The organism is Gordonia sp. SMJS1 (genome assembly GCF_029866425.1).
Classification (GTDB): Bacteria; Actinomycetota; Actinomycetes; order Mycobacteriales; family Mycobacteriaceae; genus Gordonia; species Gordonia hongkongensis.
This window is the reverse complement of sequence record NZ_CP123381.1, coordinates 4,034,778-4,061,497: the sequence shown is the minus strand read 5'-3', so window position 1 is coordinate 4,061,497 and position 26,720 is coordinate 4,034,778. Positions and strand designations below refer to the sequence as shown.

The 26,720-nt window shown below is 67.5% G+C and carries 20 protein-coding genes and 4 pseudogenes; 19 read left to right on the top strand and 5 right to left on the bottom strand.

All coding sequences use genetic code 11. The features are described 5' to 3' along the window. Positions 1-6 precede the first annotated feature (6 nt). The 3 genes and pseudogenes from QAD21_RS18400 to QAD21_RS18390 all read right to left on the bottom strand — a co-directional run bounded on the left by QAD21_RS18400 (position 7) and on the right by QAD21_RS18390 (position 4,312). Positions 7-1,919: pseudogene (locus tag QAD21_RS18400) on the bottom strand (prolyl oligopeptidase family serine peptidase). Further along, a pseudogene (locus QAD21_RS18395) lies at positions 1,916-3,714 on the bottom strand (N-acetylglutaminylglutamine amidotransferase). The pseudogenes QAD21_RS18400 and QAD21_RS18395 overlap by 4 nt, the downstream one beginning before the upstream one ends. Positions 3,715-3,835: 121 nt before the next feature. Continuing rightward, a complete protein-coding gene (locus tag QAD21_RS18390) occupies positions 3,836-4,312 on the bottom strand; it encodes a hotdog fold domain-containing protein (protein ID WP_277243388.1) in 477 nt (158 codons plus the stop codon). Positions 4,313-4,717: 405 nt separating this feature from the next. Between QAD21_RS18390 and rpsJ the strand changes: the two genes are divergently transcribed. The 13 genes from rpsJ to QAD21_RS18325 all read left to right on the top strand — a co-directional run bounded on the left by rpsJ (position 4,718) and on the right by QAD21_RS18325 (position 12,621). Beyond that, on the top strand, positions 4,718-5,023 hold the full coding sequence (gene rpsJ, locus QAD21_RS18385) for a 30S ribosomal protein S10 (protein WP_003938093.1): 306 nt from the start codon (positions 4,718-4,720) through the stop codon (positions 5,021-5,023). A gap of 19 nt (positions 5,024-5,042) precedes the next feature. Then, positions 5,043-5,699, top strand: coding sequence for a 50S ribosomal protein L3 (rplC, locus tag QAD21_RS18380; RefSeq protein ID WP_058252343.1), 657 nt, complete (start codon positions 5,043-5,045; stop codon positions 5,697-5,699). Beyond that, positions 5,696-6,385, top strand: coding sequence for a 50S ribosomal protein L4 (gene rplD / locus QAD21_RS18375; protein ID WP_058252342.1), 690 nt, complete (start codon positions 5,696-5,698; stop codon positions 6,383-6,385). Before rplC ends, rplD begins: the two co-directional genes overlap by 4 nt. Before the next feature lies 1 nt (position 6,386). Further along, the gene (gene rplW / locus QAD21_RS18370) at positions 6,387-6,692 is read left to right on the top strand and encodes a 50S ribosomal protein L23 (protein ID WP_058252341.1); all 306 of its coding nucleotides are present in this window, start codon (positions 6,387-6,389) and stop codon (positions 6,690-6,692) included. A 30-nt stretch (positions 6,693-6,722) separates the two neighbouring features. Beyond that, positions 6,723-7,559 (top strand): 50S ribosomal protein L2, encoded by an 837-nt coding sequence (rplB, locus tag QAD21_RS18365; protein ID WP_004020552.1) that lies wholly within the window; start codon positions 6,723-6,725, stop codon positions 7,557-7,559. Positions 7,560-7,576: 17 nt separating this feature from the next. Beyond that, a complete protein-coding gene (gene rpsS, locus QAD21_RS18360; protein ID WP_004020551.1) occupies positions 7,577-7,858 on the top strand; it encodes a 30S ribosomal protein S19 in 282 nt (93 codons plus the stop codon). Continuing rightward, positions 7,858-8,268: a 50S ribosomal protein L22 gene (gene rplV / locus QAD21_RS18355; RefSeq protein ID WP_004020550.1), complete on the top strand. Its 411-nt coding sequence runs from the start codon at positions 7,858-7,860 to the stop codon at positions 8,266-8,268. The genes rpsS and rplV overlap by 1 nt, the downstream gene beginning before the upstream one ends. A gap of 2 nt (positions 8,269-8,270) precedes the next feature. Then, a complete protein-coding gene (rpsC, locus tag QAD21_RS18350; protein WP_004020549.1) occupies positions 8,271-9,077 on the top strand; it encodes a 30S ribosomal protein S3 in 807 nt (268 codons plus the stop codon). Positions 9,078-9,080: 3 nt separating this feature from the next. Next, the gene (gene rplP, locus QAD21_RS18345) at positions 9,081-9,497 is read left to right on the top strand and encodes a 50S ribosomal protein L16 (protein ID WP_004020548.1); all 417 of its coding nucleotides are present in this window, start codon (positions 9,081-9,083) and stop codon (positions 9,495-9,497) included. Further along, positions 9,497-9,730: a 50S ribosomal protein L29 gene (gene rpmC / locus QAD21_RS18340; RefSeq protein ID WP_004020547.1), complete on the top strand. Its 234-nt coding sequence runs from the start codon at positions 9,497-9,499 to the stop codon at positions 9,728-9,730. The genes rplP and rpmC overlap by 1 nt, the downstream gene beginning before the upstream one ends. Further along, positions 9,727-10,017, top strand: a complete 291-nt coding sequence (rpsQ, locus tag QAD21_RS18335) for a 30S ribosomal protein S17 (RefSeq protein ID WP_058252339.1) — start codon at positions 9,727-9,729, stop codon at positions 10,015-10,017. The genes rpmC and rpsQ overlap by 4 nt, the downstream gene beginning before the upstream one ends. Positions 10,018-10,231: 214 nt before the next feature. After that, on the top strand, positions 10,232-11,521 hold the full coding sequence (locus QAD21_RS18330; protein ID WP_280359947.1) for an ATP-binding protein: 1,290 nt from the start codon (positions 10,232-10,234) through the stop codon (positions 11,519-11,521). After that, complete coding sequence (locus QAD21_RS18325) at positions 11,518-12,621, top strand: hypothetical protein (RefSeq protein WP_280359946.1); 1,104 nt, start codon at positions 11,518-11,520, stop codon at positions 12,619-12,621. Before QAD21_RS18330 ends, QAD21_RS18325 begins: the two co-directional genes overlap by 4 nt. Before the next feature lie 2 nt (positions 12,622-12,623). Here QAD21_RS18325 and QAD21_RS18320 read toward each other — a convergent pair whose 3' ends face one another. Then, the gene (locus tag QAD21_RS18320; RefSeq protein ID WP_280359944.1) at positions 12,624-13,004 is read right to left on the bottom strand and encodes a GNAT family N-acetyltransferase; all 381 of its coding nucleotides are present in this window, start codon (positions 13,002-13,004) and stop codon (positions 12,624-12,626) included. Next, positions 13,001-13,497: pseudogene (locus QAD21_RS18315) on the bottom strand (phosphoribosyltransferase). The gene QAD21_RS18320 and the pseudogene QAD21_RS18315 overlap by 4 nt, the downstream one beginning before the upstream one ends. Before the next feature lie 428 nt (positions 13,498-13,925). On the opposite strand from QAD21_RS18315, the gene QAD21_RS18310 reads away from it, so the two are divergent. The 6 genes and pseudogenes from QAD21_RS18310 to QAD21_RS25385 all read left to right on the top strand — a co-directional run bounded on the left by QAD21_RS18310 (position 13,926) and on the right by QAD21_RS25385 (position 26,685). Further along, complete coding sequence (locus tag QAD21_RS18310; protein WP_280359942.1) at positions 13,926-14,804, top strand: glycosyltransferase family 2 protein; 879 nt, start codon at positions 13,926-13,928, stop codon at positions 14,802-14,804. Positions 14,805-15,031: 227 nt separating this feature from the next. Next, on the top strand, positions 15,032-16,477 hold the full coding sequence (locus QAD21_RS18305) for an ATP-binding cassette domain-containing protein (RefSeq protein WP_280359941.1): 1,446 nt from the start codon (positions 15,032-15,034) through the stop codon (positions 16,475-16,477). A 1-nt stretch (position 16,478) separates the two neighbouring features. Then, the gene (locus QAD21_RS18300; protein WP_280359940.1) at positions 16,479-17,309 is read left to right on the top strand and encodes an ABC transporter permease; all 831 of its coding nucleotides are present in this window, start codon (positions 16,479-16,481) and stop codon (positions 17,307-17,309) included. Continuing rightward, positions 17,309-18,178: an ABC transporter permease gene (locus tag QAD21_RS18295; protein ID WP_280359939.1), complete on the top strand. Its 870-nt coding sequence runs from the start codon at positions 17,309-17,311 to the stop codon at positions 18,176-18,178. The genes QAD21_RS18300 and QAD21_RS18295 overlap by 1 nt, the downstream gene beginning before the upstream one ends. A gap of 459 nt (positions 18,179-18,637) precedes the next feature. Beyond that, positions 18,638-23,503: pseudogene (locus tag QAD21_RS25390) on the top strand (amino acid adenylation domain-containing protein); the annotation flags it as partial. Between the two features lie 53 nt (positions 23,504-23,556). Beyond that, the gene (locus QAD21_RS25385; protein WP_348534460.1) at positions 23,557-26,685 is read left to right on the top strand and encodes an amino acid adenylation domain-containing protein; all 3,129 of its coding nucleotides are present in this window, start codon (positions 23,557-23,559) and stop codon (positions 26,683-26,685) included. Positions 26,686-26,720: the final 35 nt, after the last annotated feature.

Below are 26,720 nucleotides of genomic sequence, written 5' to 3'. Positions count from 1 at the left end.
GCCTGTTCATCGAGATGACCGGGTCCGGGACGGGTGACGCGCGATCCAGTCGGCGACCGCCTCGGTGAGCCGATGCTGATTGTGCCGCTTGACGATCTCGTGACCCTCGTCGTCGAACATCAGCATCTCGGCCACGGCGCCGCGTGCCTGGAGTTCGGCGACGATCTGTTGCGACTCGCTCACCGGCACGTTGGTGTCGTGCGCTCCGTGGACGACGAGCAGCGGCGCGCGCACCGCGTCGATCCGGTGGATCGGCGACAGGTCGGCGAGGAGTTCACGGTCGAACTCCGGATGTCCGTACTTGGTGTAGGCCGCCACCGCGATCCACGGCTCGGTGTTGCGGAAGAACGACTCCAGGTCGCTCATGCCGCAGATGGCGATCCCGGCGGCGAACAGGTCGGGATGGAAGGTCAGGCATGCCAGGGTCAGATATCCGCCGTACGAACGGCCGGAGCAGTAGACCGCGTCGGGGTCGGCGATGCCCTGTCGACACAGGAACTCGGCACAGTCCGCGGCGTCGTCGATCCCGGCATACCGTCCGTATCGGTCGTCGGCGTGCGAGAACAACCGGCCGTATCCCGACGACCCGCGGACGTTCGCGGCGAAGACCGTGATCCCGGCGTCGACGAGGGGACCGAACAGGAACTGGTAGTCCGGGCGCGACTCGCCCTCGGTCCGCCGTGGAAGTAGAGCAGGGTGGGGCCGGGCGCGGCCGTGCCGGCGGTCCGCTTGGCGCGGAACAGGAAGCCGGACAACGGCATACCGTCGCGCGCCGAGAACTCCATCAGTTCGGGCCGGAGCAGACACGAGGGACCCTCGCCGGCGACGACGTCGTCGCGGACCGGGAACACCTGCCGGTTGGCGACATCCACGAGATGGACGAGGGGGGAGTGCTGCGGGCTCGACACCGTCACCGTCACGACCGACCCCGCGGCACTGATGGACAGGTCGGAGGCCACCTCGCCGGGCAGTTCGATGGGCGGGTGCAGGGTTTGATCGGGCAGGGTCAGGATCTGCAACTCGCTGCAGCCCCGCACATTCCACAGCAGGGCGACTGTCGACTGGTCGTGGCTGACCGCGAACTCGTCGAGCCCGATGTCGACGCGCTGGGCCATCACGCGGAAGCGCACGCCGAACTTGCTGACCTCGACTCCCAGAAGCCGCGGGAACTTGGCGTCGAAATCGCTGCGCACCAGCGCCTGGACACTGTCGAGGTCCCGCGCCGGCTCGTTCGGGGCGGGGACGAACACCAGGGATGAGTGATCGAAACCCTGGTCGAGGAGGTAACCCTGATCGGTGACCGCGCCCGGATCCTGTGGCAGCAGCGGGGTCATCGTGATCTCGTCGTCACCCGACTCGGGGCGGCGGCGCAACAGCAGCATGTCGTGATAGCCCCGCGGACCTACTCGGACGAGGGTGGCACCCTTCCACGAGTCGATCAGCACGCTGCCGACGCGCTGATCGAGGGTGAGTGTCGTCCCGGTCCCCGGATGCACGCGGAGCGCGTGGGAGGTGCCGTCCTGATCGATGGCGGTGATCAGGACCCAGTCGGTGTCCCAGCCGACCAGGCCCACCGTGCCGAACGATCGCCCGTCGGGGCGCGTCGCGGCGATGCGATGGGCGGTGTCGTCGTCGGGATCGGTGGTGACGACCCACACCTGGTGGTGCTCACCGCCGCTCGGCGCGATCTCCACTGCGAGCCAGCGACCGTCCGTGGAGTGCACCACCTTTCGGACCGGACCGGTGGATCGGAGCTGCACCCAGCGCAACTCGCCGACGCCGTCCCGCGAGAGCGATCGCTGCGCGGCCCGCGGATAACCGGTGCCCTCGTCGACGATGTAGGCGAAGGCACTCCCGTCGGGGGAGAGCGAGGCGCCGTAGGTCTTCCAGCCGCGGTCGTCGAAACGCAGAGCGGTCACCGTCGGGCGTTCGCTTCCATCGTCTGCAACCACATCTCCAGCAGGGCGACCTGCCACAGCTCGTTGCCGTCGAGTCTCGTGCGGATCCCGTTGGGATCGGCGAACAGTCGGTCGAGGGCCTCGGGCCGGTACAGGCCGCGGTCGCGCGCCGCCTCCGACCGCAGGGTGTCCGACACGAGATCGAGGACGCCGCCGGTCAGATGGCGGATACCCGGCACCGGGAAGTACCCCTTCGTGCGATCGATGACCGCCGACGGCAGCAGCGCCCGGCTCGCCTCCTTGAGGACCCCCTTGCCGCCATGTGCGAGTTTGAGATCGGGGGGACATGTGGCGGCCAGTTCGACGAACTCGTGGTCGAGGAACGGGACGCGGGCCTCCAGGCCCCAGGCCATCGTCATGGTGTCGACGCGTTTGACCGGGTCGTCGACCAGCATGACGGTCGTGTCCAGGCGGAGGGCGGCGTCGACGGCGGTGGCCGCGCCCGGTGCGGACTGGTGGGCCCAGGCGAATTCGAAGCTGGGGTCGTAACCGGCCTCGGTGAGGTAGTCGTCGGCGAGGATGCCGCGGATGTCGACATCGTCGCGGTCGAAGAACACGTCGGCGTACGCGCGCGTCGTCTTCTCCCTCGTCACGTCCAGCAGCGGGGGATACCAGCTGTACCCGCCGAGGATCTCGTCGGCGCCCTGACCGGACTGGACCACCTTGATGGACTTGCTGACCTCCTGCGACAGGAGATAGAACGCGACGCAGTCGTGGCTGACCATCGGTTCGCCCATCGCCGCGACCGTATCCGGGATCGCGGGCAGCAACCGGTCGGTCCCGATGTGGATCTTGTGATGGTCGGTACCGAAGGTGTCGGCGATGAGGTCGGAGTAGGCGTACTCGTCCCCCGATTCCCCGGCCGCGGAATCGAATCCGATGCTGAAGGTCGCGAGGTCGGTCTGACCCTGCTCGGCGAGCAGCGCGACCACCAGCGAGGAGTCGACGCCCCCGGACAGCAGCACGCCGACCGGGACGTCGGCGACCATCCGCCTGCGCACGGACGTCCGCAGCGAGTCGAGCAGCTCGTGCTGCCATCGCTTCTCGTCCCAGTCCCGGCGGTCGGGATGCGGTTCGAAAGCCGGTTCCCAGTAACGGCGTTCGGTGCGGCGTCCGTCGGGCTGGATGGTCATGACGGTGGCCGGCGGCAGCTTCCGGATGCCGTTGTAGATGGTGTGGGGTGCCGGGACGACGGCATGGAAGCTGAAGTAGTGGTGCAACGCCACCCGGTCGATCGAGGTGTCGACGTCGCCGGCGCGCAGGAGTGCCTGCACCGACGAGGCGAACCGGAGTCGACCGGGGGTGTCGGCGAGGTAGAGCGGTTTGATGCCGAGCCGGTCCCGTCCGAGGGTGACCACGCCGGTGTCGGTGTCGACGACGGCGAACGCGAACATGCCCATGAAATGGTCGACGCAGTCGGGCCCCAGGCATGGAACGCCTTGAGGATGACCTCGCTGTCGGCGTGGGAGAAGAACGTGTAGCCCTTGCCCTCGAGTTCGGCGCGCAGTTCGTGGTGGTTGTAGATGCAGCCGTTGAAGACCAACGCCAGGCCGAGTGCCGGGTCGATCATCGGCTGACTGCCCTTTTCGGTCAGGTCGATGATCTTCAGGCGCCGATGACCGAGCGCCACAGCGCCTTTCGAGAAGACGCCCGAGCCGTCAGGGCCGCGACGCGTCATCTCGCAGGTCATGGCGTCGACCGCCGAGACATCCGGAGCGGTCCCGTCGAACCGGATCTCGCCGCAGATTCCGCACATGGGTCGGTGGTCCTCCTCGTTAGCTGTCGTACTCCGATGCCGCTGGTGCCCTGGTGCCCCGGGCGGAGGCATCCTCCCACCCTAGGAGCAGCCGGTCGGGACGGCACCCCGGGCGGGGCGACTACTTCGGCGTCACCCAGGTGGTGATGTCGCAGTGCACGACCTCGACGCCCTCGGTGTCGACGATGCTCACCGACACGGTGACGTCGGTGCCGGTGGTGATCGCGTCGAAGTCGACGGGGTCGGCCAGTCGCGCCTCGGCGGTCAGGCGCGTTGTGGCCTTCGTCAGATAGCTGGTCTGCATCGCCTTGGGAATCCAACGGTGGGTGGTGGGCGTGGTGGCCTCCATCAGCATCCCCATCGCGGCCTCGGCGAGGTTGCACGCCGCGATCGCGTGGAAGGTGCCGATGTGGTTGTGGACGCCGAACCAGTTGGGTGCAGTGACCTTGCAGTAGCCGGGCTCCATCTCCTGCACGAGAGGCAGGACGGTGCCGAAGTACGGGACCTTCGCGACCATGCCGAGGGAGAAGAGGACGTTGCCCAGCGGATTGGCGGGCAGCTTCTTGCGCAGGGCGAAGGTTGGGTTCGTGGAACTCATGGCGGTATCTTACTCATCGGTCAGGTAAGGTTCTGCCGACGGTCATCGGCGCTGATTTGATCGTGCTCCCGACCTGATGCATACTGTTCGGGTTGCCTTGACCGGCGGACGCAGGTTGTGCCATGTGCCAGACCCGCGGTCGCGATCAGGTGAATGACTCCCAGGCCCGGTCTACGGGGACTGGGCGTGTAACGCGTGCCCCGATATCGGTTCACGGTCCCGACACGCCCGACCGCGGGTGCCGGAGCAAACCGGCTCGTACCAGGTGCGAGCCAACGTACAACGACAGATGAACAGCGTCGATTGCCGTATCTCACACGGTGGTCATGTGCTCAGCCGGCGAGAGGTCGGTCCAGATCACGCGGTGTTTGTCTGTCGAGAACAACTGACGGAAGAGGACACAGCGTGGCGGGACAAAAGATCCGCATCAGGCTCAAGGCCTACGACCACGAGGCGATCGACGCTTCGGCGCGCAAGATCGTGGAGACCGTGACCCGTACCGGGGCACGCGTCGTCGGCCCGGTGCCGTTGCCCACCGAGAAGAACGTGTACTGCGTCATCCGTTCGCCGCACAAGTACAAGGACAGCCGCGAACACTTCGAGATGCGTACCCACAAGCGACTCATCGACATCCTCGACCCGACACCGAAGACGGTCGACGCGCTCATGCGCATCGATCTGCCGGCCAGCGTCGACGTCAACATCCAGTAGGACGGGGGCGAGATAACACATGAGCAATCAGAGTTCGACCAAGGGCATCCTGGGCACCAAGCTCGGCATGACCCAGGTCTTCGACGAGAACAACCGCGTCGTCCCGGTGACTGTCATCCAGGCCGGCCCGAACGTGATCACCCAGCTCCGCACCGCGGACCGTGACGGCTACACCGCCGTCCAGCTCGCCTACGGTGCCGTCGATCCCCGCAAGGTGACCAAGCCGGTCGCCGGTCAGTTCGGCAAGGCCGGGGTCACCCCGCGCCGCCACCTGGCCGAGATCCGCGTCAACGACGTCGCCGAGTTCGAGGTCGGTCAGGAACTGACCGCCGAGATCTTCGCCGACGGCGCGCTGGTCGACGTCACCGGCACCTCCAAGGGCAAGGGCTTCGCCGGCGTCATGAAGCGTCACGGCTTCGCCGGTCTGGGCGCCAGCCACGGTGCCCACCGCGTGCACCGCGCTCCGGGCTCGATCGGTGGCTGCGCCACCCCGGGTCGCGTGTTCAAGGGCATGCGCATGGCAGGCCGCATGGGTAACGACAAGGTGACCACGCAGAACCTCACCGTCCACAAGGTGGACGCCGAGGCCGGTCTCCTGCTGATCAAGGGAGCGATCCCGGGTCGCAAGGGCGGCATCGTGATGGTTCGCGACGCAGTGAAGGGTGGTGCCAAATGAGCACCGAGACGGCTACCAAGCTGACGCTGGACGTCAAGACCGCCGACGGCAAGACCAACGGAACCGTTGACCTGCCCGCCGCGCTCTTCGACGCCCCGGCCAACATCGCGCTGATGCACCAGGTCGTCGTGGCCCAGCAGGCCGCGGCACGCCAGGGCACGCACTCCACCAAGACCCGCGGCGAGGTCCGCGGCGGTGGCGCCAAGCCGTACCGCCAGAAGGGCACCGGCCGTGCGCGTCAGGGTTCGACCCGCGCGCCGCAGTTCGCCGGCGGTGGCACCGTCCACGGCCCGCAGCCGCGCGACTACAGCCAGCGCACCCCCAAGAAGATGAAGGCGGCCGCACTGCGCGGTGCGCTGAGCGACCGCGCTCGTAACGAGCGCATCCACGTGATCACCGAACTGGTCTCCGGGCAGAAGCCCTCGACCAAGTCGGCGCGTCAGTTCCTGGAGAGCCTCTCCGATCGTCGTAAGTTCCTGGTTGTGCTCGGCCGCGAGGACCTGACGGCGTGGCTGAGTGTCGCGAACCTGCAGAACGTGCTGCCGATCGCGCCGGATCAGCTCAACACCTACGACGTCCTGGATTCGGACGAGGTGGTGTTCAGCGTCGAGACGCTCAATGCCTTCATCGAGCAGAACACGGCGGATGCCAAGGCTGCCGTCGAGAAGACAGCAGAGGAGGCCTGACATGGCGACCGTTGCCGACCCGCGCGACATCATCCTGGCGCCCGTGATCTCGGAGAAGTCCTACGGGCTCATGGAGGACAACGTGTACACCTTCCTGGTGCACCCGGAGTCCAACAAGACCGAGATCAAGATCGCGATCGAGAAGATCTTCGGTGTCAGCGTTGCCAGCGTCAACACCGCGAACCGACAGGGCAAGCGCAAGCGGACCCGCACCGGCTACGGCCAGCGCAAGTCCACCAAGCGCGCCATCGTGTCGCTGACCGCAGACAGCAAGCCCATCGAGATCTTCGGGGGCTCGGTCAGCTGACCGGGGCGCCCAGAGAAGGACTAGAGACTCATGGCTATTCGTAAGTACAAGCCGACGACCCCGGGTCGTCGTGGGGCCAGCGGCTCCGACTTCGCCGAGGTCACCCGTGACCACCCGGAGAAGTCGCTGGTGCGTCCGCTGCACGGGCGTGGTGGCCGAAACGCTCACGGCCGCATCACCACTCGTCACAAGGGTGGCGGCCACAAGCGCGCCTACCGTCTGATCGACTTCCGTCGCAACGACAAGGACGGCATCAACGCCAAGGTCGCTCACATCGAGTACGACCCGAACCGCACCGCGCGGATCGCGTTGCTGCACTACGTCGACGGCGAGAAGCGCTACATCATCGCGCCCAAGGGCCTGAAGCAGGGTGACGTCGTCGAGAGCGGCTCGACCGCCGACATCAAGCCCGGCAACAACCTGCCGCTGCGCAACATCCCGACCGGTACCCAGGTCCACGCCGTGGAGCTGCGTCCGGGTGGCGGCGCGAAGATGGCCCGCAGCGCGGGATCGTCGATCCAGCTGCTGGGCAAGGAAGGCACCTACGCCACCCTGCGTATGCCCTCCGGCGAGATCCGTCGCGTCGACGTGCGCTGCCGCGCCACCGTCGGCGAGGTGGGCAACGCCGAGCAGAGCAACATCAACTGGGGCAAGGCCGGCCGTATGCGCTGGAAGGGCAAGCGCCCGACCGTCCGTGGTGTCGTCATGAACCCGGTCGACCACCCGCACGGTGGTGGTGAGGGCAAGACCTCCGGTGGTCGCCACCCGGTCAGCCCGTGGGGCAAGCCCGAGGGCCGTACCCGCAAGAACAAGGCCAGCGACAAGCTGATCGTCCGCCGCCGTCGTACCGGCAAGAACAAGCGATAACAGGAGGAGGTAAGAGAATGCCACGCAGCCTCAAGAAGGGCCCGTTCGTCGACGACCACCTCCTGAAGAAGGTGGATGTCCAGAACGAGAAGGGCACCAAGCAGGTCATCAAGACCTGGTCCCGTCGTTCGACCATCATTCCCGACTTCATCGGTCACACCTTTGCCGTCCACGACGGCCGCAAGCACGTGCCGGTGTTCATCTCGGATTCGATGGTCGGGCACAAGCTGGGCGAGTTCGCCCCCACCCGTACCTTCAAGGGTCACATCAAGGATGACCGGAAAGCGAAGCGCCGGTAATGACTACGCAGACCGATAATCCGACAGCAAAGGCGACCGCCAAGTTCGTGCGCGTCACGCCGATGAAGGCGCGTCGTGTCCTGGACCTGGTCCGCGGCAAGAACGTGGACGAGGCCCTCGACATCCTGCGGTTCGCACCGCAGTCGGCGTCCGAGCCCGTGTACAAGGTCCTGGCGAGTGCCGTGGCCAACGCGGAGAACAACCTGGATCTGGATCGCCGGACCCTGGTCGTCGCCACCGCGTTCGCCGACGAGGGCCCGACCCTCAAGCGCTTCCAGCCGCGCGCGCAGGGTCGTGCGTTCCGTATCCGCAAGCGCACCAGCCACATCACCGTGGTCGTGGAGAGCCTGCCGGAGAAGGCAGCCGGCGGCCGTGGCCGTTCGCGTCAGCCGAAGAAGAAGGGAGCCTAGTAGTGGGCCAGAAAATCAACCCGCACGGCTTCCGTCTGGGCATCACCACCGACTGGAAGTCGCGGTGGTACGCCGACAAGCAGTACGCGGACTACGTCAAAGAGGATGTCGCCATCCGCAAGCTCCTCTCCACGGGGCTCGAGCGGGCCGGCATCGCCAAGGTGGAGATCGAGCGCACCCGTGACCGGGTTCGCGTCGACATCCACACCGCGCGTCCGGGCATCGTCATCGGTCGCCGCGGCGCCGAGGCCGATCGCATCCGCGGCGACCTGGAGAAGCTGACCGGTAAGCAGGTCCAGCTGAACATCCTCGAGGTCAAGAACGCCGAGTCCGAGGCCCAGCTGGTGGCCCAGGGCGTCGCCGAGCAGCTGAGCAACCGTGTGGCGTTCCGCCGCGCGATGCGCAAGGCGATCCAGTCGGCGATGCGTCAGCCGAACGTGAAGGGCATCCGGGTCCAGTGCTCGGGTCGTCTGGGCGGCGCTGAGATGAGCCGCAGTGAGTTCTACCGCGAGGGTCGCGTGCCGCTGCACACGCTGCGCGCCGACATCGACTACGGACTCTACGAAGCCAAGACCACCTTCGGCCGGATCGGCGTGAAGGTGTGGATCTACAAGGGCGACATCGTCGGTGGACGTCGTGAGCTGGCCGCGGCCGCTCCGGCGGCCGAGGATCGCCGTCCGCGCCGGCCCAGCCGGCCCCGGCGTAGCGGTGCCTCGGGCACCACTGCGACGAGCACCGACGCCGCTCGCGCGGCCGAAGCCGCTCCCGCCGAGGCCACCGCTGGTGCGGCTGAGAAGCAGGAGGGCTAGGCCATGTTGATCCCACGTCGGGTCAAGCACCGCAAGCAGCACCACCCCAGCCTCAAGGGGCAGGCCAAGGGCGGCACCAAGGTGACGTTCGGCGATTACGGCATCCAGGCTCTGGAAGGCGCGTACATCACCAACCGTCAGATCGAGTCCGCTCGTATCGCGATCAACCGGCACATCAAGCGTGGCGGCAAGGTCTGGATCAACATCTTCCCGGACCGCCCGCTGACCAAGAAGCCGGCCGAGACCCGCATGGGTTCGGGTAAGGGTTCGCCCGAGTGGTGGGTCGCCCCGGTCAAGCCGGGTCGCGTGCTGTTCGAGATGACCTACCCGAATGAGGAGATCGCTCGCGAGGCCCTGCGTCGCGCGCAGCACAAGCTCCCCATCAAGACCAGGATCGTGACCAGAGAGGAGCAGTTCTGATGGCACTCGGAGTTGCTGCGAACGAGCTTCGTGAGCTCAACGACGCTGATCTGGTCGATCGCCTGAAAGAGTCGAAGGAAGAACTGTTCAACCTTCGGTTCCAGATGGCCACCGGCCAGCTCGACAACAACCGTCGCCTGCGGACCGTGCGTCGCGAGATCGCGCGTATCTACACCGTGATGCGCGAGCGGGAGCTGGGCCTGGCGTCCGGACCGGATGGTGATGACGCATGAGTGAGGACCAGAAGGTGACCGAAACCCAGACCGAGGTGCGCGCACGCCGCAAGGAGCGCATCGGCTACGTGGTCAGCGACAAGATGCAGAAGACCATCGTGGTCGAGCTGGAAGATCGTAAGAGCCACCCGCTCTACGGCAAGATCATCCGGACCACGAGCAAGGTCAAGGCTCACGACGAGAACGGCGATGCCGGCGTCGGTGACCGCGTGCGGATCATGGAGACCCGCCCGCTGTCGGCGACCAAGCACTGGCGTCTCGTCGAGGTGCTGGAGAAGGCCAAGTAAGCCCTCTCCCAACGAGTTCTACCGTCACCGGCCCGTTCCCCACAGGGGGCGGGCCGGTTTCGTGTATCCGATCCCTGAGGAGCTCCGGAGCTTGCGGAGGACGTGTTGCTTTCCGATCCCTGAGGAGCTCCGGAGCTTGCGGAGGAGCGTCACGAAGGGTTGGTCTCAACAGGGGATTGACCGGTCGAGTCGGACGGTGTGAGGCTGAGACGCGATGCCCACCACCGATCTCGCGAGCGGCGACACCCCCGCACGACCCGCGTGGGTGCGGCGCGCATTCGAATCGGATTCGGCGGAGCCGGATCTGGACCGCGTCCGCCGGGTGGGCGCCCGCTTCCTGGGCCTGGGTTTCATCGGTTACCCCGTGGTCTCCGCGGCGTCGATCCTCGCCTCGGCGCCGCTGACCGACGCCTGGTGGCCACCGCTGAGCATCCTGCTGTCGGTCGGACCGGGAATCCTGTTGATCGCGGCGACCTTTCGACCGGGCACGGCGTGGCTCACCCCGCTCGCCCTGACGACCTGGGCCGGGTACATCCTCGGCCTGGGTCTGTGGTTCGTGGCCTGGAACGGGACGACCCTGACGAATCCCGACGACTCGGCGCAGTGGATGGTCGCCTTCTGCGGTATGCCGAGCATGGTGCTGATGCTCGTGCGGCCGCGTCTCGCGGTGGCGGGTCTGCTCGTGTCGTCGACCCTGGCGCACATCTCCCAGCAGCTCGGCCGGTTCGGTGAGGTGACTTCCGATGCGCCCGTGGAGATCCTGTGGTCGCTGGTGTTCACCGGTGTCTTCCTCGCGGTCGTGCTGGTCGCGACCCGCACCGGCCGTGAGCTCGACGAGACGCGTGAGGAGACCTACCGCACCGCGGCCAACGTGGCCGCGGCGTCGGCCCGCGAGGTGGAGAAAGAGCGGTTCGACGCCATCGTGCACGACCGGGTCATCGCCTCACTCCTGGCCGTCCGGCCGGGGCGTCCCGACGAGCGGCTCGCCGCCCAGGCCGCGTCGGCCCTCGACGAACTCGCCCGGGTGCCGGGACCCGGGGATGCGGACACCGTGACGGTTGTCGAGGTGGTCCGGCGCATCAGGCTGGCCGCCGCCGACATCTCCGAACGATTCGACGTGGAGGTCGTGGGTGGCCAGAACGCCGATGGCCAGGACCCCGGTGACCAGGACGGCGTGGAGGTTCGGCGTGCCGAGCCGGCCTCGTATCCCGTCGAGGTCCTCGATGCGGTCGTCGAGGCGATGTCGGAGTCGTTGCGGAACGTGCTGCGCCACGCCGGGGACGATGCCGAATGCGCCGTCATCGTGCAGTTGGCATCCGACGCCCTGAGCATGGCGGTCGTCGACGACGGCGTCGGGTTCGATCCGGAGTCGGTGGCGGTCGGCCGGCTGGGAATCGCGGTGAGCATCCGCGGTCGTCTCGCGAGGCTGCCCGGTGGCCACGCGCGGGTGCACAGTCGCGCCGGGCGGGGGACCACGGTTCAGATCCGATGGGAGCGGTCGTGAGACGAGAGTGTTCTCGCGGCGTCGACGACGCCGAACGCGGCGAGGTCGTCAATGCGTTCGGCATCGGGTCGCGGCCCCTGTGGCTGATGATGGGCGCGTTCGCATGCGGCTACTTCGCCGTGACGCTCTATGCCGACTCGTCTATCACCGGGTGGTGGCAGTGGACCGGGGTGTTCGCCGGTTTCGTGTTGTTCGTCGTGGCCGGGATGACGATTCTCGATTCGCCCGGGGATCCGCTGCCCGGGTCGACGACCTTCGTCGTCGCCGCGATGACCGTCTCGGCCGTGGCCGTGACCCTGTTCTCGTTGCCGTCGCCGCCGTCGCACGTGATGCAGACCGGGCCGCCGATGGGGGCCTCGGTGATCATCCTGGCCTTCGTCGCGGTGCGCGGTCGTCCCCTGGCGGCGTGGCTCGCGAGCGGTTGCATCAGCGTCATCGCGGTCGTGTGGGGCGCCGTCTCGACCGCGGGAGCGGTCTGGGGACTGTCGATCACCCTGCCGGGATACGCGATCATGATCATGGGGTCGCTGTTCTCCGTCATGCTGCGCCCGATGGCCCGCAACATCTACGAACTACGCGAGGCCAACGAGCGCCAGGTGGCGCTCGACGCCGCTGCCGCGGCGGCCACCGAGGTGCGGGACCGACGTCTCACCGCTCTCGACGAACGCGCACGCCCCGTCCTCACACGCATGGCGCGCCGGGAGGCCTTCACCGCCGACGAGGTGGTCACGGCCCGACTGCTCGAGGCGCAGTTGCGCGACGGTATCCGCGCGTCCGGGCTCGACCTCCCGATGGTCCGGGACGCGGCGTGGCGGGCGCGTCAGCGGGGTGTGCGCGTCGTTCTGCTCGACGACGGCGGGCTGGCCGTTCTCGACGACGCGCAAGCGGCGGTGGCGCGCGAACGGCTGGCGAACGCCGTCGCCGAACTGCTGGACGAGGTCGATGACGGGAGGGTGACGGTACGCATCCAGCCGCCGGGGCGCGACGTGCTCGCGTCGGTCGGAGTGGACTCCGACCGACGGACCGACCGCATCGAGTTCGATCGACGGGTCGTCCTCGTCGGTGCCACCGAGCAGGGGATGCCGGCGTCGGGCCGGTGAGGTCAGGCGCCGTCGTTGCGTAACCACTCGAGGACGGCAGGGGTGACCGGAGCGGTCGCCTCGGCATATTCCGGATGCTTCTTCAGGAACGAGGCCACCAACGGGCACACGCCGACGATCGTGAGTGTGCGTGCGCGGGCGTCGTCGAGGGCTTCGCGCACCAGGATCGTCGCGAGACCGCGTCCGCCGAATGCCGGGTCGACCTCGGTGTGGAAGAACACCCGCTCGGTCGTCGGAGCGTCATCGGTCCCGGAGACCCGGTCGCGGTACTCGGCGAAGCCGGCCAGTGTCTCACCACCGGGCGCGTCGACGTGGATGTCGTAGCGGCGTTCGGCGGGGTTGTCGCGGACCGTGGTCTCGGCGCCGGTCTTGTCCGCGGTCATCGCTGAACCGCCACGATCGGGCCGTGCACGGACAGGGGAAGTCGATCCACTTGTCGGTGGTCCGCCAGCTGTAGTCGGGGATCGTGATGGTGTGCGGCTTCTTGTACAGCACGGCGTTGCGGACCTCGGCGACCCGTCCCTGCTCCTGGCAGAAATCGTTGACCAGTTTGAGGGTCTTGCCGGTGTCGGCCACGTCGTCGACGACGAGCACCCGCTGGTCGGTCAGGCCGCTCGATTCCAGGAGCGAGGGCAGCATCACCGGTTCGGACAGTGTCTCGCCGACGCCGGTGTAGAACTCGACGTTCAACGAGATCATCAGCTTGCAGTCCAGGGCGTAGGCGAGCGCGCCGGCCGGGATCAGGCCGCCGCGGGCGATGCCGAGGATGATGTCCGGGACGAACGCGTCGGCGGCCACCTGCTCGGCGAGTTCACGGCAGGCGACGCCGTTGAGCTCCCAGGTGAGCACTTCGCGCTCGGGAGATGGAATGGTCATGGGGACACTCTTCCAGAGCGCCCGCGGCGCCGGGAGCCGAGTGGCACACCGGCCGCGGCTCACTCCGTGGGCTCATGACATGAACGGTGGGATCGCTCGCGTGTCGGAGCGGCTGGCGGAAATCCGATGAATGCCCGATATTCCCTTTTTGTCGATCAAAAACAATTCTCGAAAAATAAACGAGGTGCGTGGACGATCGACGCTTTCTCGGTATTATTGCGTCCGATGAATGTTGTTTCGCGCGAATTGATCGCCTGTCCCGATTTGCAATCGTTGATCTGCGGGTTTTTTAGTAAGTGTAATCATCGAAGCTGTGTTGGCGCGTCGAGGGAAACGTATTCGCAAAAGTCGAGAAAACAATCTGGTGAATACCGACCGGGCGTGCGAACGCCGCTGAATGTTGGTCTGCACTCTGTGGTGGGGGAGTCATGAGCTCGCTTTCGGTGATCGTCCCGGCGTACAACGAGGCCGACACGATCGGGCGATGCCTGGACCATCTGATCACCCAGAGCAGGCACGTCGACGAGATCATCGTCGTCGACAACTCGTCGACGGACGCGACCGCGGCCATCGTCGACGAGTTCGCGGAACACAATGACAACGTCCGGCGCATCGTGGAGCCTCGGCCCGGTGTCATCCCGGCGCGCAACTGCGGATTCGATTCCGCCACGTCGGACATCATCGCGAAGACGGATGCGGACTCGTTCGTGCAGGAGGACTGGGCCGAGCGGATCGTGACGTTCTTCGATTCCGAGGAAGGACAGGCCTACGACGGCCTGACGGGGCTGGTGCTCACCTGGGACGGTCCGTCGCGCGCACTACAGCATCGTCTCGTGACCCTGACGCTGGGCACACTGGCAGACGGGGGGAAGATCGGGGGTCTGAGTGGTCCCAATTACGCGATCCGTCAGTCCGCGTGGAAACAGGTGCGGGATTCGCTGAGGTCCGACCCGGACATCTGGGAGGAGCTCGATCTGAGTCTGGCCATGACCGATTCGGGCCTGGACATGTACTACGACCCACTCGTCCAGGTCGACACGTCGTGCCGACAGTTGCGCCACTCACCGTGGCAGAACCGGTCCTACATCGCCGGTGGTGTCCGCACGGCCGCGCGGCGGGGTGACGACGCGGCGGTGAAGGTGCTCCGGGTGGACCGGCCGTTCCGATTTCTCGGATTCACTGTGATGTGGCTGCTGTTTCGGCCCTGGGATGACGAGAAGCGCAACTGGCGCCCCCACCGACTGCTCATGCCGCTCGAACGGCGTCGCACCCTCGTCACCTGTGAACGGCGTGCCGTCGCACGGTGACCTCGCTCAGGTGTGTGGCGGGTCACGAAGGCCCGCGTAACCTTTCCGCCCGGTCCGACGACAAATTCGTGAATGACGGACCGGGTCAAATTCGTCCGAAACGGCGAATCGTGCGTAAGTTTGTTGTCGTGGATGCCTAGCTTCAGATGGTCGTGCCCCGCCCTGCGGAGTCTCGGCCGACGAGCGGGCTGTCCGTGATGTCCTGTCGTCGACGCGTAGAGGAAGACATGTCCGAGGCCAGTGGTCAGCGACCCTCAGTCGCTTCCTACGAGCCGCGTCATCAACGGCACGACCCGCCCCTTCCGCCACTGCCCGAGGACCCGTTCGTACTCCCGGACCCGGTAGCGGAGCAACTTCGGCGCTGGCGTGCCGAACGGGCGAGTCCCTCGACGCCGACCGCGGACGACGCCGATTCGGACGTCATCTCACCCAACGGCCATACCGCAAGTCCGGCCGCCCGAGCCCGCTACGACGCCGCACCGCCTGAGGAACAGCCCCTCGTCGACGAGCGCCCTGTCGATGGAGCGCCCGGCGCCGGTGAACGAGCCGGCCAGCAGGACTTCACATCCCCGGATCACAACGGCCACGTCGTCGAGACGGCGCCGTTCGATGCACCGGCGCGGACGGTTCCGCAGTGGCATCGTCCCCCGGCCGATGTGTCCGGTTCGCCGACAGTCGCCATTCAGTCGCCGGAGCCGCCCCCGCCGACCCCCGCGGCCCCATCAGGGCTCGCGATCGAGGCCAGGAACCTGCACAAGAAATTCAAGGACATGGTCGCCGTCGAGGACGTGAGCTTCACCGTCCCGGCCGGCAGCATCGTCGCGTTGCTCGGGCCCAACGGCGCGGGCAAGACCACGACGGTCAACATGCTGTGCACCCTGTTGAAGCCCGACGGCGGCACCGCCACCGTGAACGGTCACGATGTCGCGCACGACGCGGCATCGGTCCGGAAGTCCATCATGTTGACCGGACAGTTCGCCGCTCTCGACGAGGCCCTGACCGGTCGCGAGAACCTGGTTCTGTTCGGCCGTCTGCTCGGCCTCGACAAGACAGCTGCCCGCGCCCGCGCCGACGAACTGCTCGACGCCTTCTCGCTGACCGATGTCGGCGGCAAGCGGGTCCGCGAGTACTCCGGCGGAATGCGCCGACGGATCGACATCGCCTGTGGCCTGGTCACCGCGCCGCGGATCGTCTTTCTCGACGAGCCCACGACCGGGCTCGATCCGCGCAGCCGCCTCGAGGTGTGGTCGCTCGTGGAGAAGCTCCGCGACTCCGGTGTCACCATCCTGCTGACCACCCAGTACCTCGAAGAAGCCGACGTCCTGTCCGACAACATCGTCGTCATCGACAAGGGGCGTGTCATCGCCGAGGGCACCTCCGACGAGCTGAAGGCGTCGACCGGTGCGGCCTACTGCGAGGTCACACCCGCCGACCCCGCGGACCGGGCCCGGCTCCGCGACACCCTGGCCGATCTCATCGCCGGTCACGTCCAGGGCGAGGACGATCATTTCGTCGCCGTGCCCGCGCCGGACGGTCCCGAGACCCTCGTCGAGGTCATTCGGAGAACGGCAGCAGCCGACATCCCGCTGTCCGACGTCGCGATGCGGCGGCCATCGCTCGACGAGGTCTTCCTGGCGTTGACCGATCCGCGACGCGACCGGAGTTCGACCTGACATGACTACTTCTGACGTACTGCGATCGGGGGCGACGTCGTCGGGATCGGTCACCACCGTGTTGACCGAGCCGCGCGTGCGGCCCGTCCAGCAGTGGTGGGCGCTGTCCGGTCGCGGGATCTCGAAGGTGTTCCGTGGCGGCGAGGTGATCTTCGCGTTCGTGTCCCCGGCATTTCTGGCGATCTGCTTCTACCTTCCGCTGCGCAGCATCGTCGAGGTCACGCCCGGGATCAACTACGGGCAGTTCCTGATGCCGATCATCGTGCTGCAGTCGGTGAACTTCGCTGCGTCCTCGGCGGCGATGCGTGCGGCCTTCGACGGCGTCCAGGGGATCAACACCCGGTTCCGGGTGATGCCGATGTCGCCGGTGATCCCGATGCTGGCACGGACCGCGACCAACGGTGTCCTGCTGGTGATCTCGCTCATCTGCGCGGCGGTGGCCTGCCTGATCATCGAGTGGCGTCCGGGCGGCGGTCTGTGGGGCACCGTCGGGCTTTTCGGTCTGGCGTTCCTGATCGGCGCCTTGTTCTCGTGGGCGGCCGACGGCCTGGGACTGGTGGCCGGAAGTCCGGAGGCCACCAGTCAGGCGCTGGCGCTGCCGACGCTGATCCTGGGCATGATGTCCACGGGGTTCGTTCCGCTGCAGCAGTTCCCGGAGTGGATTCAGCCGTTCGTGCGCAACCAGCCGATCTCGCAGTTCGCGGATTCGATGCGTGCTCTCGACGCCGGGACCGCCACATGGCACCAGTTGCAGCCGTCGCTGTGGTGGTGCGCCGGCCTGGCCGCGACCGCGCTGCTTCTGCTGGCGATCAGTACGCGGAAGGCGCGCTGATGAGCGCCGTCGACGTGAGCACGGCGACCGTCGGGGAACCGGGCGCCCAGCGACAATTCTTGACGACCGCGGTCACCGACGTGCCGCGGGAGTCGTCGTTCCGGGCGTGGTGGCGTCAGAGTCTCCCGCTCGCCGGACGGCAGATCGTGGTGTTCGTCCGCGACGTCCCGACGCTGATGCAGGCGCTGCTCTTCCCGGCGCTGAGCATGATCATGTTCAAGGTCGTACTCGGCGACGCCATCGGGTCGGCGACCGGCCAGAACAGCGCCTACGGCACGGTTCCGCTGGTGATCCTCGTCGGTGCGATGTTCGGCTCGATCGCCTCGGCGACCCGACTGAATCGGGAACGGGCCACGGGTCTGCTGGCGAGGCTGTACGTCCTGCCGATCCACCGGGCGGCGGACCTCACCTCGCGGGTGATGGCCGAGCTGGTCCGCATCCTCGTGACGACACTCATCCTGCTCGCCGCCGGTCACCTGATCGGTTTCCGGTTCACCCAGGGGTTCGGTTCGGCGATCGGGCTGGTGCTGGTGGCGCTCGCCTACGGCGCCGCCTTCGCCACCCTGACCCTCGCGCTCGCCGTCAGCGCCCGACCGGGCGCGCCGATCGTGCCCTACCTCGGACTGGCATCGAGCCTACTAATGTTCTTCAACTCCGGTTTCTCGCCGGTCAGTGCTTATCCGACCTGGCTGCAACCGATCGTCGCGAATCAACCGATGACCCCGGCCATCGAAGCCATGCGGGCACTGGCCGCGGGTGGTCCGCTCGCCGAGAATCTGGTGAAAGTCGCGGTTTGGACCGTGGTGATTCTGGTCATTTCCTTTTATCCAGCTCTTCGCGGTTATCGGAAAGCCGCGAGGGACCGATGATCGCGAACCGATCCCATGGCGTCCGGGTAACGAATGACACTCGGTATGGCTTCGGCCCCGCCGAGTCGGGCCGCCTCACCATCGGATTTGAGCTCATCGGCGCTGGTCAGCCGCCTGCAGGCGGCGAGGGACGTCCGCTGGGTGCGGTCGTCTCGCCGGGCCGGGACACGCCGCGGCGGGTAACAAGGAAGGTGGCGTCGGCGATGGCATTCTCAGAGGCTGGCCCCGCATCCCGGTTTCATGAGACCCCCTCCCGTGAAATAGCATGGAGATTCTGTGTCGGCGTCCGATGTGGAGGGTCTGAACGATTACCAACGGCAGTGTCGTGAGGTCTAATCGACTGCAGGACTAGCGAGGGAGAGTTCAGAGGACGTGGCAATCGCCGATTACCGTGCGGGTACGCCGGGTGACGTGGACGAGACCATTCAGGTCCTCCCGCTCACCGCGGCGCAGCGCGGCATGTGGTTCGCCGAATCGCTGTCGTCCGAGTACTCGGTCAACATCGCCCAGTACGTGGACATCCGCCACGCGCCGGGCGGACTGGACATCGACCTCTTCGCCCGGTGTTGTGAAGAGGTCGGCAAACTCGTCGAGTCGCCGTTCGTCCGTCTCACCGAGATCGACGGCATCCCCATGCAGTACGTCGATGTCGACTTCGACCAGACCGTCGACATCCTCGACTTCCGTGCCGAGGCCGACCCGGTCGGCGCGGCGATGGCCTGGATGCAGGCCGAGTACCGCCAGCCGGTGGATCTCCTCACCGACCAGTTCATCATCGTCTCGATCCTGTTGATCTCCGACGACCGCACGTTCTGGTACAACCGCGCCCACCACATCATCATCGACGGCTACGCCGCATTGTCGATCATCCGGCGCACGGTCGACCGCTACAACGCTCTCCGCCGAGGAGACGAGCCGCGCGACAAGCCGCCGGCCACCATGGCCGACATCGTCGCCTACGAGGAGGCGTACCAGGGCAGCACCCGGCGGGAGACCGACCGAGCGCACTGGCTCGACCGCGTCGCGGACCTGCCGGAGCGGGTGACGCTGTCGAAGGTCGGCACCACCGGTTCGCTGTCGTTCGACAATGTCGTGGCCAGTGCAGCTCTGGACCCGGACCGGCAACGCCGGTACGAGGCCCTCGCCGGTGAGCTGAACAGTTCGCTGGCCGTCCTGATGACCTCGGCGTTCGGTGCGTTCCTGGCGCGCATGAGCAATCACGACGACATCGTCCTCAGCCTCCCGGTCACCGGCCGGGCCACCGCCAAGATCAAGATCTCCGGCGGAATGGTGTCCAACATCTTGCCGATCCGGTTGCGTGAGGTGGCTTCGAAGTCGGTGCGGGAGCTGATCCAGACCGCGCAGCTCGAACTGACCGGCGCGCTGCGGCACCAGCGCTACCGCTCCGACGACATCCGTCGCGACGCCGGTCTCGACCAGAGTTCGGTCTCGTTCGGACCCACCATCAACATGGTGTTCTTCGACGAACAGGTCGCCATCGACGGGACCGAGATGGAGTACCGGATCCTGACCTCGGGCATCCTCGAGGACCTGTTGATCAACCTGTACCAGTCGAGCCCCGGCGCACCGCTCGTCGTGGACCTGCACGGCAACCCGCATCTGTACGCACCAGCCGAACTCGACGCACTGCACCAGCGATTCCTGACGTTCCTGGACCGGTTCCTGTCGGAGGAGGCACTCGACACCCCCGTCGCCGACGTCGGCCTGCTCGTGGACACCGATCGCCGGCTGCTCGTAGCCCTTCCACAGCCGCAACCGCGAGCGACCACACCGACCCTCGTCGAGATGTTCGACGAGGTCGCGACCGCCCATCGGCACCGGGGCGCGGTCTCCGACGCCGACGGCACGACCCTCAGTTACGCCGAACTCTCGAGCCGCTCGGACGCGATGGCGCGATCGTTGCACGCTCGCGGTATCGGAGCAGGCGACCTGGTCGGCGTCGCGACGGCGCGCGACACGAGTCTCGTCGTCGTGATGCTCGCCGTGCTGAAGGCGGGGGCGGGATACCTGCCACTCGACACCGGCAATCCGGAAGAGCGACTGCGCTACATCGTCGACGACGCCGCCCCGGCGTGCCTGATCGTCTCCGACGGCGACCGGCCCGGGTGGGCGGGGGAGTGCGAGGTCGTGGAGACCGGGACGCTGCTCGCCGAGGCGGAGAGTCCCGAAGTCGCCGCCATCCCGGCGCCGCGCGGCCCGCGGACACCCGAGGCGACGGCCTACGTCATCTACACCTCCGGGTCGACGGGGGCGCCCAAGGGTGTCGAGATCGTGCATCGGAACGTCGCCACGCTGCTCGACGCGGCGTCCGCCGACTTCGAGTTCACGCCCGAGGACGTGTGGTCGGTCTTCCACTCCTATGCCTTCGACTTCTCCGTGTGGGAGATCTTCGGCCCGCTGCTCACCGGCGGTCGTGCGGTGATCGTGGACCGAATGGTCGCCCGCGCGCCCGCCGAGTTCCTGCAGTTGCTCGCGGACGAGCAGATCACCGTGGCGTCCCTGACGCCTTCGGCGTTCAGCATCGTGGCCGACGTCCGGCGCCGGACCGGAACGCCGTTGGCGTTGCGCTACATCGTCTTCGGTGGCGAGGAGCTGCGCTTCGACGAGGTGCACAACTGGTACGAGGCGTTCGGTGACGAGATCGAACTCGTCAACATGTACGGCATCACCGAGACGACGGTCCACGTGACCTACCGTCCCCTCGACCCCGATCTGGTGCGCGATGAGAGTGCAAGCCTCATCGGCCGTCCGCTGAACTCGCTCGGCCTGCGGGTCCTCGACAACCGCCTGCGTCCGGTGCCCGAGGGTGCGGTCGGCGAGATCTACGTCGTCGGCGGACAACTCGCGCGCGGATACCGCAACCGCCGCGGCCTCACGGCGACCCGATTCGTCGCCGACCTGCACGGCACCGGCGAGCGGATGTACCGGTCCGGCGATCTCGGCCGGCGGATCGGTACCGACGTCCAGTACCTGGGACGCGCCGACACCCAGGTGCAGTTGCGGGGATTCCGGGTGGAACTGGGCGAGGTCGAGACGGCGCTGCGCGCGGTCGACGGCGTCACCGCGGCGGCTGCGGTCGTCACCGACGCCTCATCGGCCGGCGGGGCGAAACTGATCGGCTACGCGGTCGCCGAAAACGGTTGCGAGCTCGACGAATCGGCCATCCGCGAGCAGGTCCGCGCCCATGTGCCCGGATACATGGTGCCCGACATCGTCATGCTGATCGACGAGCTGCCCCTCACCGCGAACGGCAAGCTGAACCGGCAGGCGTTGCCCGCGCCGGTGTTCGCGCGTGACGAACGGGTCGCCTACGTCGCGCCGTCGACCCCGCGGGAGCGCGAAGTGGTCGCCATCGTCGAAGAGCTGCTCGACATCGAACCGATCGGGCTGCAGGACAACATCTTCGCCCTCGGCGCTGACTCGCTCACCGCGGCCCGGCTGGCGTCGCGCCTACGCACCGTCGTCGGCCTCGACATCAAGCTCGCCAATGTCTTCGAGAGCCAGAGCCTCGGCGACATCATCCGGGTCGCGACACCGGTGACCGACGACGCCGCCGCTCGCCGGCCGGAGCTCCTCCCGCGGCCGCGTCCGGACCGGATTCCGTTGGCGTTCAGCCAGCGTCGTCTGTGGTTCATCAACCGGCTGGACCCGACCTCGCCGGCCTACAACATCCCGGGGGCGGTGCGGCTCGGCGCCGACGTCGACGCCGCCGCGCTGGCCGCCGCGATCGACGACGTCATCGCGCGGCACGAGCCGTTGCGGACCACGTTCCCCGACGAGGACGGGGAGACCTACCAGTTCATCCACTCGGCGCAGGCGGCTGCCGCGGCCCGGCTGTTCGACGTGGTGGACGTGGCACCCGCGGACATCGAGCGCAGGCTCGCCGACTTCGCGGTGACCGGTTTCGACCTGAACTACGAATATCCGGTCCGCGCCCGACTTTTCCGCGCCGTGGCCACCGACGGAACGCTCGATCACGTCCTGATCGTCGTCATGCACCACATCGTCGGCGACGGTGCTTCGCTGGGACCGTTGATCACCGACGTCCTGACGGCCTACGCCGCGCGGCTCGCTCACGAGCAGCCCGCATGGCGCCCGCTGCCGGTACAGTACGCCGACTACGCGCTGTGGCAGCGCGACGTCCTGGGGGAGGCCGCCGACGACACCTCGCTCGTGTCGGCGCAACTCGACTTCTGGCGCGCCGAACTGGCGGGGATGCCCGAGCTCATCTCGCTGCCCACCGACCGGGCGCGGCCCATCAGGCCCTCCGGCGCAGGCGGATACGTCGACACCCTCCTTGACTCCGACACCGTCGCCCGGCTGCACGCGGTGGCCGCACAGCATGGGGTGACCGTCTTCGCGATCTTCCACGCTGCGCTCGCCGTGGTGTTGTCGCGCCTCAGCGGCAGCGACGACGTCGCCATCGGGACCGCGATCGCCGGACGGGACGAGCCGGAGCTCGCCGACCTGATCGGCATGTTCGTCAACACGCTCGTGTTGCGCACCCGGGTGCACCCCGACACCGATCTCAACAGCCTGCTGCGCGAGGCCAATCACACTCGCGCGCAGGCCCTCAGCAATGCCGATGTGCCGTTCGAGCAGGTCGTCGACGCCGTGGGTGCGCGCCGCTCCACCTCGCATTCGCCGCTCTTCCAGGTCGAGCTGGTCATGCAGCACGATCAGGTCGAGCGGCTGTTCGAAGACGAGGCCGGCATCAGCCTCATCGACGCGCGTGCACCCTTCGCCAAGTACGACCTCTCGCTCAGTGTCGTCGAGTTCGCCGACTCCGGCGACCATGCCGGTCAGATCTCGGTGGCGTTCGGCTATGCGCGTGATCTGTTCGAAGAGTCCACCGTCGAACGGTTCGCGCGCTACTTCCACGACGTGCTCGGCACGATCGCGGAGTCGCTCGAAGCGGAAGACGCCGGCCGGGCGCTGCGCGTCGACGACCTGTTCGCGTTCCCCGAGGCCGAGGTGGACACGGTCCGGGGCTGGTCACAGGGTGCCCGTCGCGAGCCGACCGCACCCGATCTCGCGGCCGCGCTGCTGACCGGGTACCGACAGGACCCCGAGGCGGTTGCACTGGTCTTCGCCGACCGCGAAGTCACCTACCTCGAATTCGCTCTCCGCGCAACGGCTCTGGCCCACCAGCTGATCGCCGACGGCGTCGGTCCCGATGTCGCGGTGGCGGTGTGCATCCCGCGGTCGGTGGAGCTGCTGGTCGCGGTGCACGCGATCGTCCTCGCCGGCGGGCAGTACGTGCCGCTCGACACCGAGGCGCCGGTCGACCGCGCCGACTACATGCTCGAGACCGCCGGTACCCGGCGCGTACTCGTCGGACCGGGGCCCGCCCCGCCGTGGTCGACGACCTCGCCGACCGCGTCACGGTCACCGTGGTCGACGCCGCGGCCGAGGTCGACCCGGGCGCGGCACCGCTCACCTCGACCGAGCGTCGCGGGCCGCTCGGTCCGGAGAACGCCGCGTATACGATCTTCACGTCCGGGTCGACCGGACGTCCCAAGGGTGTCGTCGTGTCCCATCGCGCGATCGTCAACCGCCTCGACTGGATGCAGGAGCACTACACGCTCACCCAGCGCGACGTGGTTCTGCAGAAGACGCCGGTGACCTTCGATGTGTCGGTGTGGGAACTGTTCTGGCCCTTCATCTCCGGATCTCGGCTGGTGGTCGCCGAGCCCGGCGGGCACGGGGATCCGTCGTACCTCGTGGACATCATCCAGGACGCGGACGTGACCACACTGCATTTCGTGCCGTCCATGCTGTCGACGTTCCTCGACGTCGTCGGTGCGGACCGCCTGGCCGAACTGAGCTCGTTGCGTCAGGTGTTCACCTCGGGGGAGGCATTGACCGCCTCGACCGCGAGTGGCCTGCGCACCGCGCTGCCCGCCGTCGGGTTGCACAATCTGTACGGGCCCACCGAGGCCGCGGTCGACGTCACCGAACACAATGTCCGCGGTTCGGAGACGGTCGTGCCGATCGGGCGACCGGTGCCCAACACGACGATCCACGTCCTCGACCACCGGCTGCGTCCGCTCCCGGTCGGCGTGCCCGGTGAGATCTATCTCGGCGGCGTCCAACTGGCGCGCGGATACGTCTCGCAGGGTCGGCTCACCGCCGAACGCTTCGTGGCCGACCCGTATGGTCCGGCCGGGTCGCGGCTCTACCGCACCGGCGATCTCGGCAAGTGGAGCCCCGCGGGAGAGATCGAGTACCTGGGCCGCAACGACTTCCAGGTCAAGCTCCGGGGTCAGCGCCTCGAGCTCGGCGAGATCGAGTCGGCGCTGATGTCGGTGCCGGGCATCGTCCACACGGCGGTCACGGTCGCCGACCTCGCCGCCGGACAGAGCCTGGTGGCCTACTACTCGCCCGACTCCGTCAGCCCGGCCGAGGCCCAGTCGCATCTGACCGGGACGGTGCCGGAGTTCATGGTGCCGACGATCTGGATGCCGCTGTCGGGCATGCCGCTCAACTCGGCGGGCAAGGTCGATCGAAAAGCGTTGCCCGCGCCGGTGATCGAGACCGCCGAATTCGTGCCCGCGAGCACCGAGACCGAGCGGGTCATCGCCCGGGTGTTCGCCGATGTCCTCGGGGTGGACCAGATCAGCGTGGCCGAGTCGTTCTTCGACCTCGGCGGGAACTCGTTGAGCGCGACCAAGGTCGCCGCCCGGTTGTCGGCCGACCTCGAGGTCGACATCCCCGTCGCCGCGGTGTTCGACGCGCCGTCCGTGCGCGCGATGGCGACATTCGCCAGCGACCACGGAACTCCCTCGCGCCGGCCACGTCTGGCGGCTCGCACGCATGGGGACCGCGCGCCGTTGTCCGCCGTGCAACGCGGCATGTGGTTGATCAACCGGGCCGATCCGGCGTCGCCGGCCTACAACGTCGCGATGGCGCTGCGACTGTCGGGACAGTTGGACACCGACGCCATCGGCGGCGCCATCGAAGACCTCATCGACCGCCACGAGTCGATGCGGACGCGCTATCCGCTGATCGACGGCGAGCCGATCCAGCTGGTGCTCGACCGGGACGCGGCACTCGAATTGCTGGAGCGCAGCGTCGTCGACGTCGATGGCGACCCCGTGCCGGTGATCGCGGAGTTCACCGGCCGTGGCTTCGACGTCACGATCGCCCCGCCGCTGCGGATGATGTTGCTGCGGCTCACCGAGACCGAGCACATCCTGGTCTTCGTCGTCCACCACATCACCGCGGACGGCGCCTCGATGCTGCCACTGGCCACCGATGTCATGACCGCCTATTCGGCGAGGGTGGCCGGCCGCCGGCCGGAGTGGCAGCCGCTCGCGGTCCAGTACCTGGACTACACGCTGTGGCAGCAGGAGGCACTCGCCGTCCCCGGGCCCGACGGGACGACCGAGGCGGACCGACAGCTCGCCTATTGGGCCGACCGGCTCCACAACGCGCCGGCCCGGCTGGAGTTGCCGACCGACCGTCCCCGCCCGCGGACGCCGTCCTTCGTCGGCGAGGAGGTGCGCTTCGACATCGACGGCGGCCTGGTGCACAAGCTCGAGGCGGTCGCGCGCCAGCACAACGCGACACTGTTCATGGTGATGCAGACCGCACTGGTGGTGCTCCTGAGCCGGCTGACCACCCAGCGCGACATCGTGATCGGCACCCCGTTCGCCGGGCGGGGTCAGCCAGAACTCGACGGCATGGTCGGCATGTTCGTCAACACCCTGGCCCTGCGGTCGCGGCTCCAGGACGAGGAGAAGTTCGCCGAGCTCCTCCAGCGGGTCCGCGACGAGGACCTGGCGGACATGGCGAACGCCGAGATCCCGTTCGATACGATCGTGTCATCTGTTCTCTCCTCGCCGCCCACCAGTTACAACCCCATCTATCAGGTGATGTTCGCCTACCAGAACTTCACCATCCCCTCGCTCGACATGGACTCGATGACGATCGCACCGGTATCCGAGCAGTTGACCCCAGCCAAGGTGGATCTCCAGCTCACGTTGTTCCCGAACGACTTCGGTGCACCGGCAGCAAAGGACGCTGATTCAATGACGGGCCAGTTGATCTATGCCGCCGACATCTTCACCAAGAACACGGTCGAGAGCTATGCGCAGCGGTACCTGCGAGTACTCGAGGAGGTGTCGGAGAACCCGCAGGTGCTGGTGGGCGACATCGACATCGTCACCGCGGCCGAACAGGCGGCGGCCGGTGACATCGCCGACGCCGAACGCGCCGTCTCGCTCCCCGATCTGGTGGCCCGTGCCACCGCCGCGGAGCCGGATGCGGTGGCGGCCGCACATCAGGATGCGCAGGTAACGTTCGCGGTGCTGTCGTCGATCAGTGATGCGATGGCTGCCGCACTCCCTGACCCGGACTCTGCCCTCACCACCGCGCTGATGAGCTTGTTGCCCGGCCTCGCGGTGTCGGGGCCCGACGCACTCGGCGACGTGCTGGGAGAGCTCCGCACCAACGCCCTCCGGGTTCTGGATGGCGCGCCGTGACCGGAGGCGGGTCCGCGGGAACGAAGCAGTGCAGT

Excerpts from the sequence above, each read along its gene's own strand:
- rplB (WP_004020552.1), top strand. The coding sequence starts at position 6,723 with ATGGCTATTCGTAAGTACAAGCCGACGACCCCGGGTCGTCGTGGGGCC.
- QAD21_RS18295 (WP_280359939.1), top strand. The coding sequence starts at position 17,309 with ATGAGCGCCGTCGACGTGAGCACGGCGACCGTCGGGGAACCGGGCGCC.
- QAD21_RS18330 (WP_280359947.1), top strand. The coding sequence starts at position 10,232 with ATGCCCACCACCGATCTCGCGAGCGGCGACACCCCCGCACGACCCGCG.
- QAD21_RS18310 (WP_280359942.1), top strand. The coding sequence starts at position 13,926 with ATGAGCTCGCTTTCGGTGATCGTCCCGGCGTACAACGAGGCCGACACG.
- QAD21_RS18320 (WP_280359944.1), bottom strand. The coding sequence starts at position 13,004 with ATGACCGCGGACAAGACCGGCGCCGAGACCACGGTCCGCGACAACCCC.
- rpsQ (WP_058252339.1), top strand. The coding sequence starts at position 9,727 with ATGAGTGAGGACCAGAAGGTGACCGAAACCCAGACCGAGGTGCGCGCA.
- QAD21_RS18390 (WP_277243388.1), bottom strand. The coding sequence starts at position 4,312 with ATGAGTTCCACGAACCCAACCTTCGCCCTGCGCAAGAAGCTGCCCGCC.
- rplD (WP_058252342.1), top strand. The coding sequence starts at position 5,696 with ATGAGCACCGAGACGGCTACCAAGCTGACGCTGGACGTCAAGACCGCC.
- rpmC (WP_004020547.1), top strand. The coding sequence starts at position 9,497 with ATGGCACTCGGAGTTGCTGCGAACGAGCTTCGTGAGCTCAACGACGCT.
- rplW (WP_058252341.1), top strand. The coding sequence starts at position 6,387 with ATGGCGACCGTTGCCGACCCGCGCGACATCATCCTGGCGCCCGTGATC.
- QAD21_RS18300 (WP_280359940.1), top strand. The coding sequence starts at position 16,479 with ATGACTACTTCTGACGTACTGCGATCGGGGGCGACGTCGTCGGGATCG.
- rplC (WP_058252343.1), top strand. The coding sequence starts at position 5,043 with ATGAGCAATCAGAGTTCGACCAAGGGCATCCTGGGCACCAAGCTCGGC.
- rplV (WP_004020550.1), top strand. The coding sequence starts at position 7,858 with ATGACTACGCAGACCGATAATCCGACAGCAAAGGCGACCGCCAAGTTC.
- rpsS (WP_004020551.1), top strand. The coding sequence starts at position 7,577 with ATGCCACGCAGCCTCAAGAAGGGCCCGTTCGTCGACGACCACCTCCTG.
- rplP (WP_004020548.1), top strand. The coding sequence starts at position 9,081 with ATGTTGATCCCACGTCGGGTCAAGCACCGCAAGCAGCACCACCCCAGC.
- QAD21_RS18305 (WP_280359941.1), top strand. The coding sequence starts at position 15,032 with ATGTCCGAGGCCAGTGGTCAGCGACCCTCAGTCGCTTCCTACGAGCCG.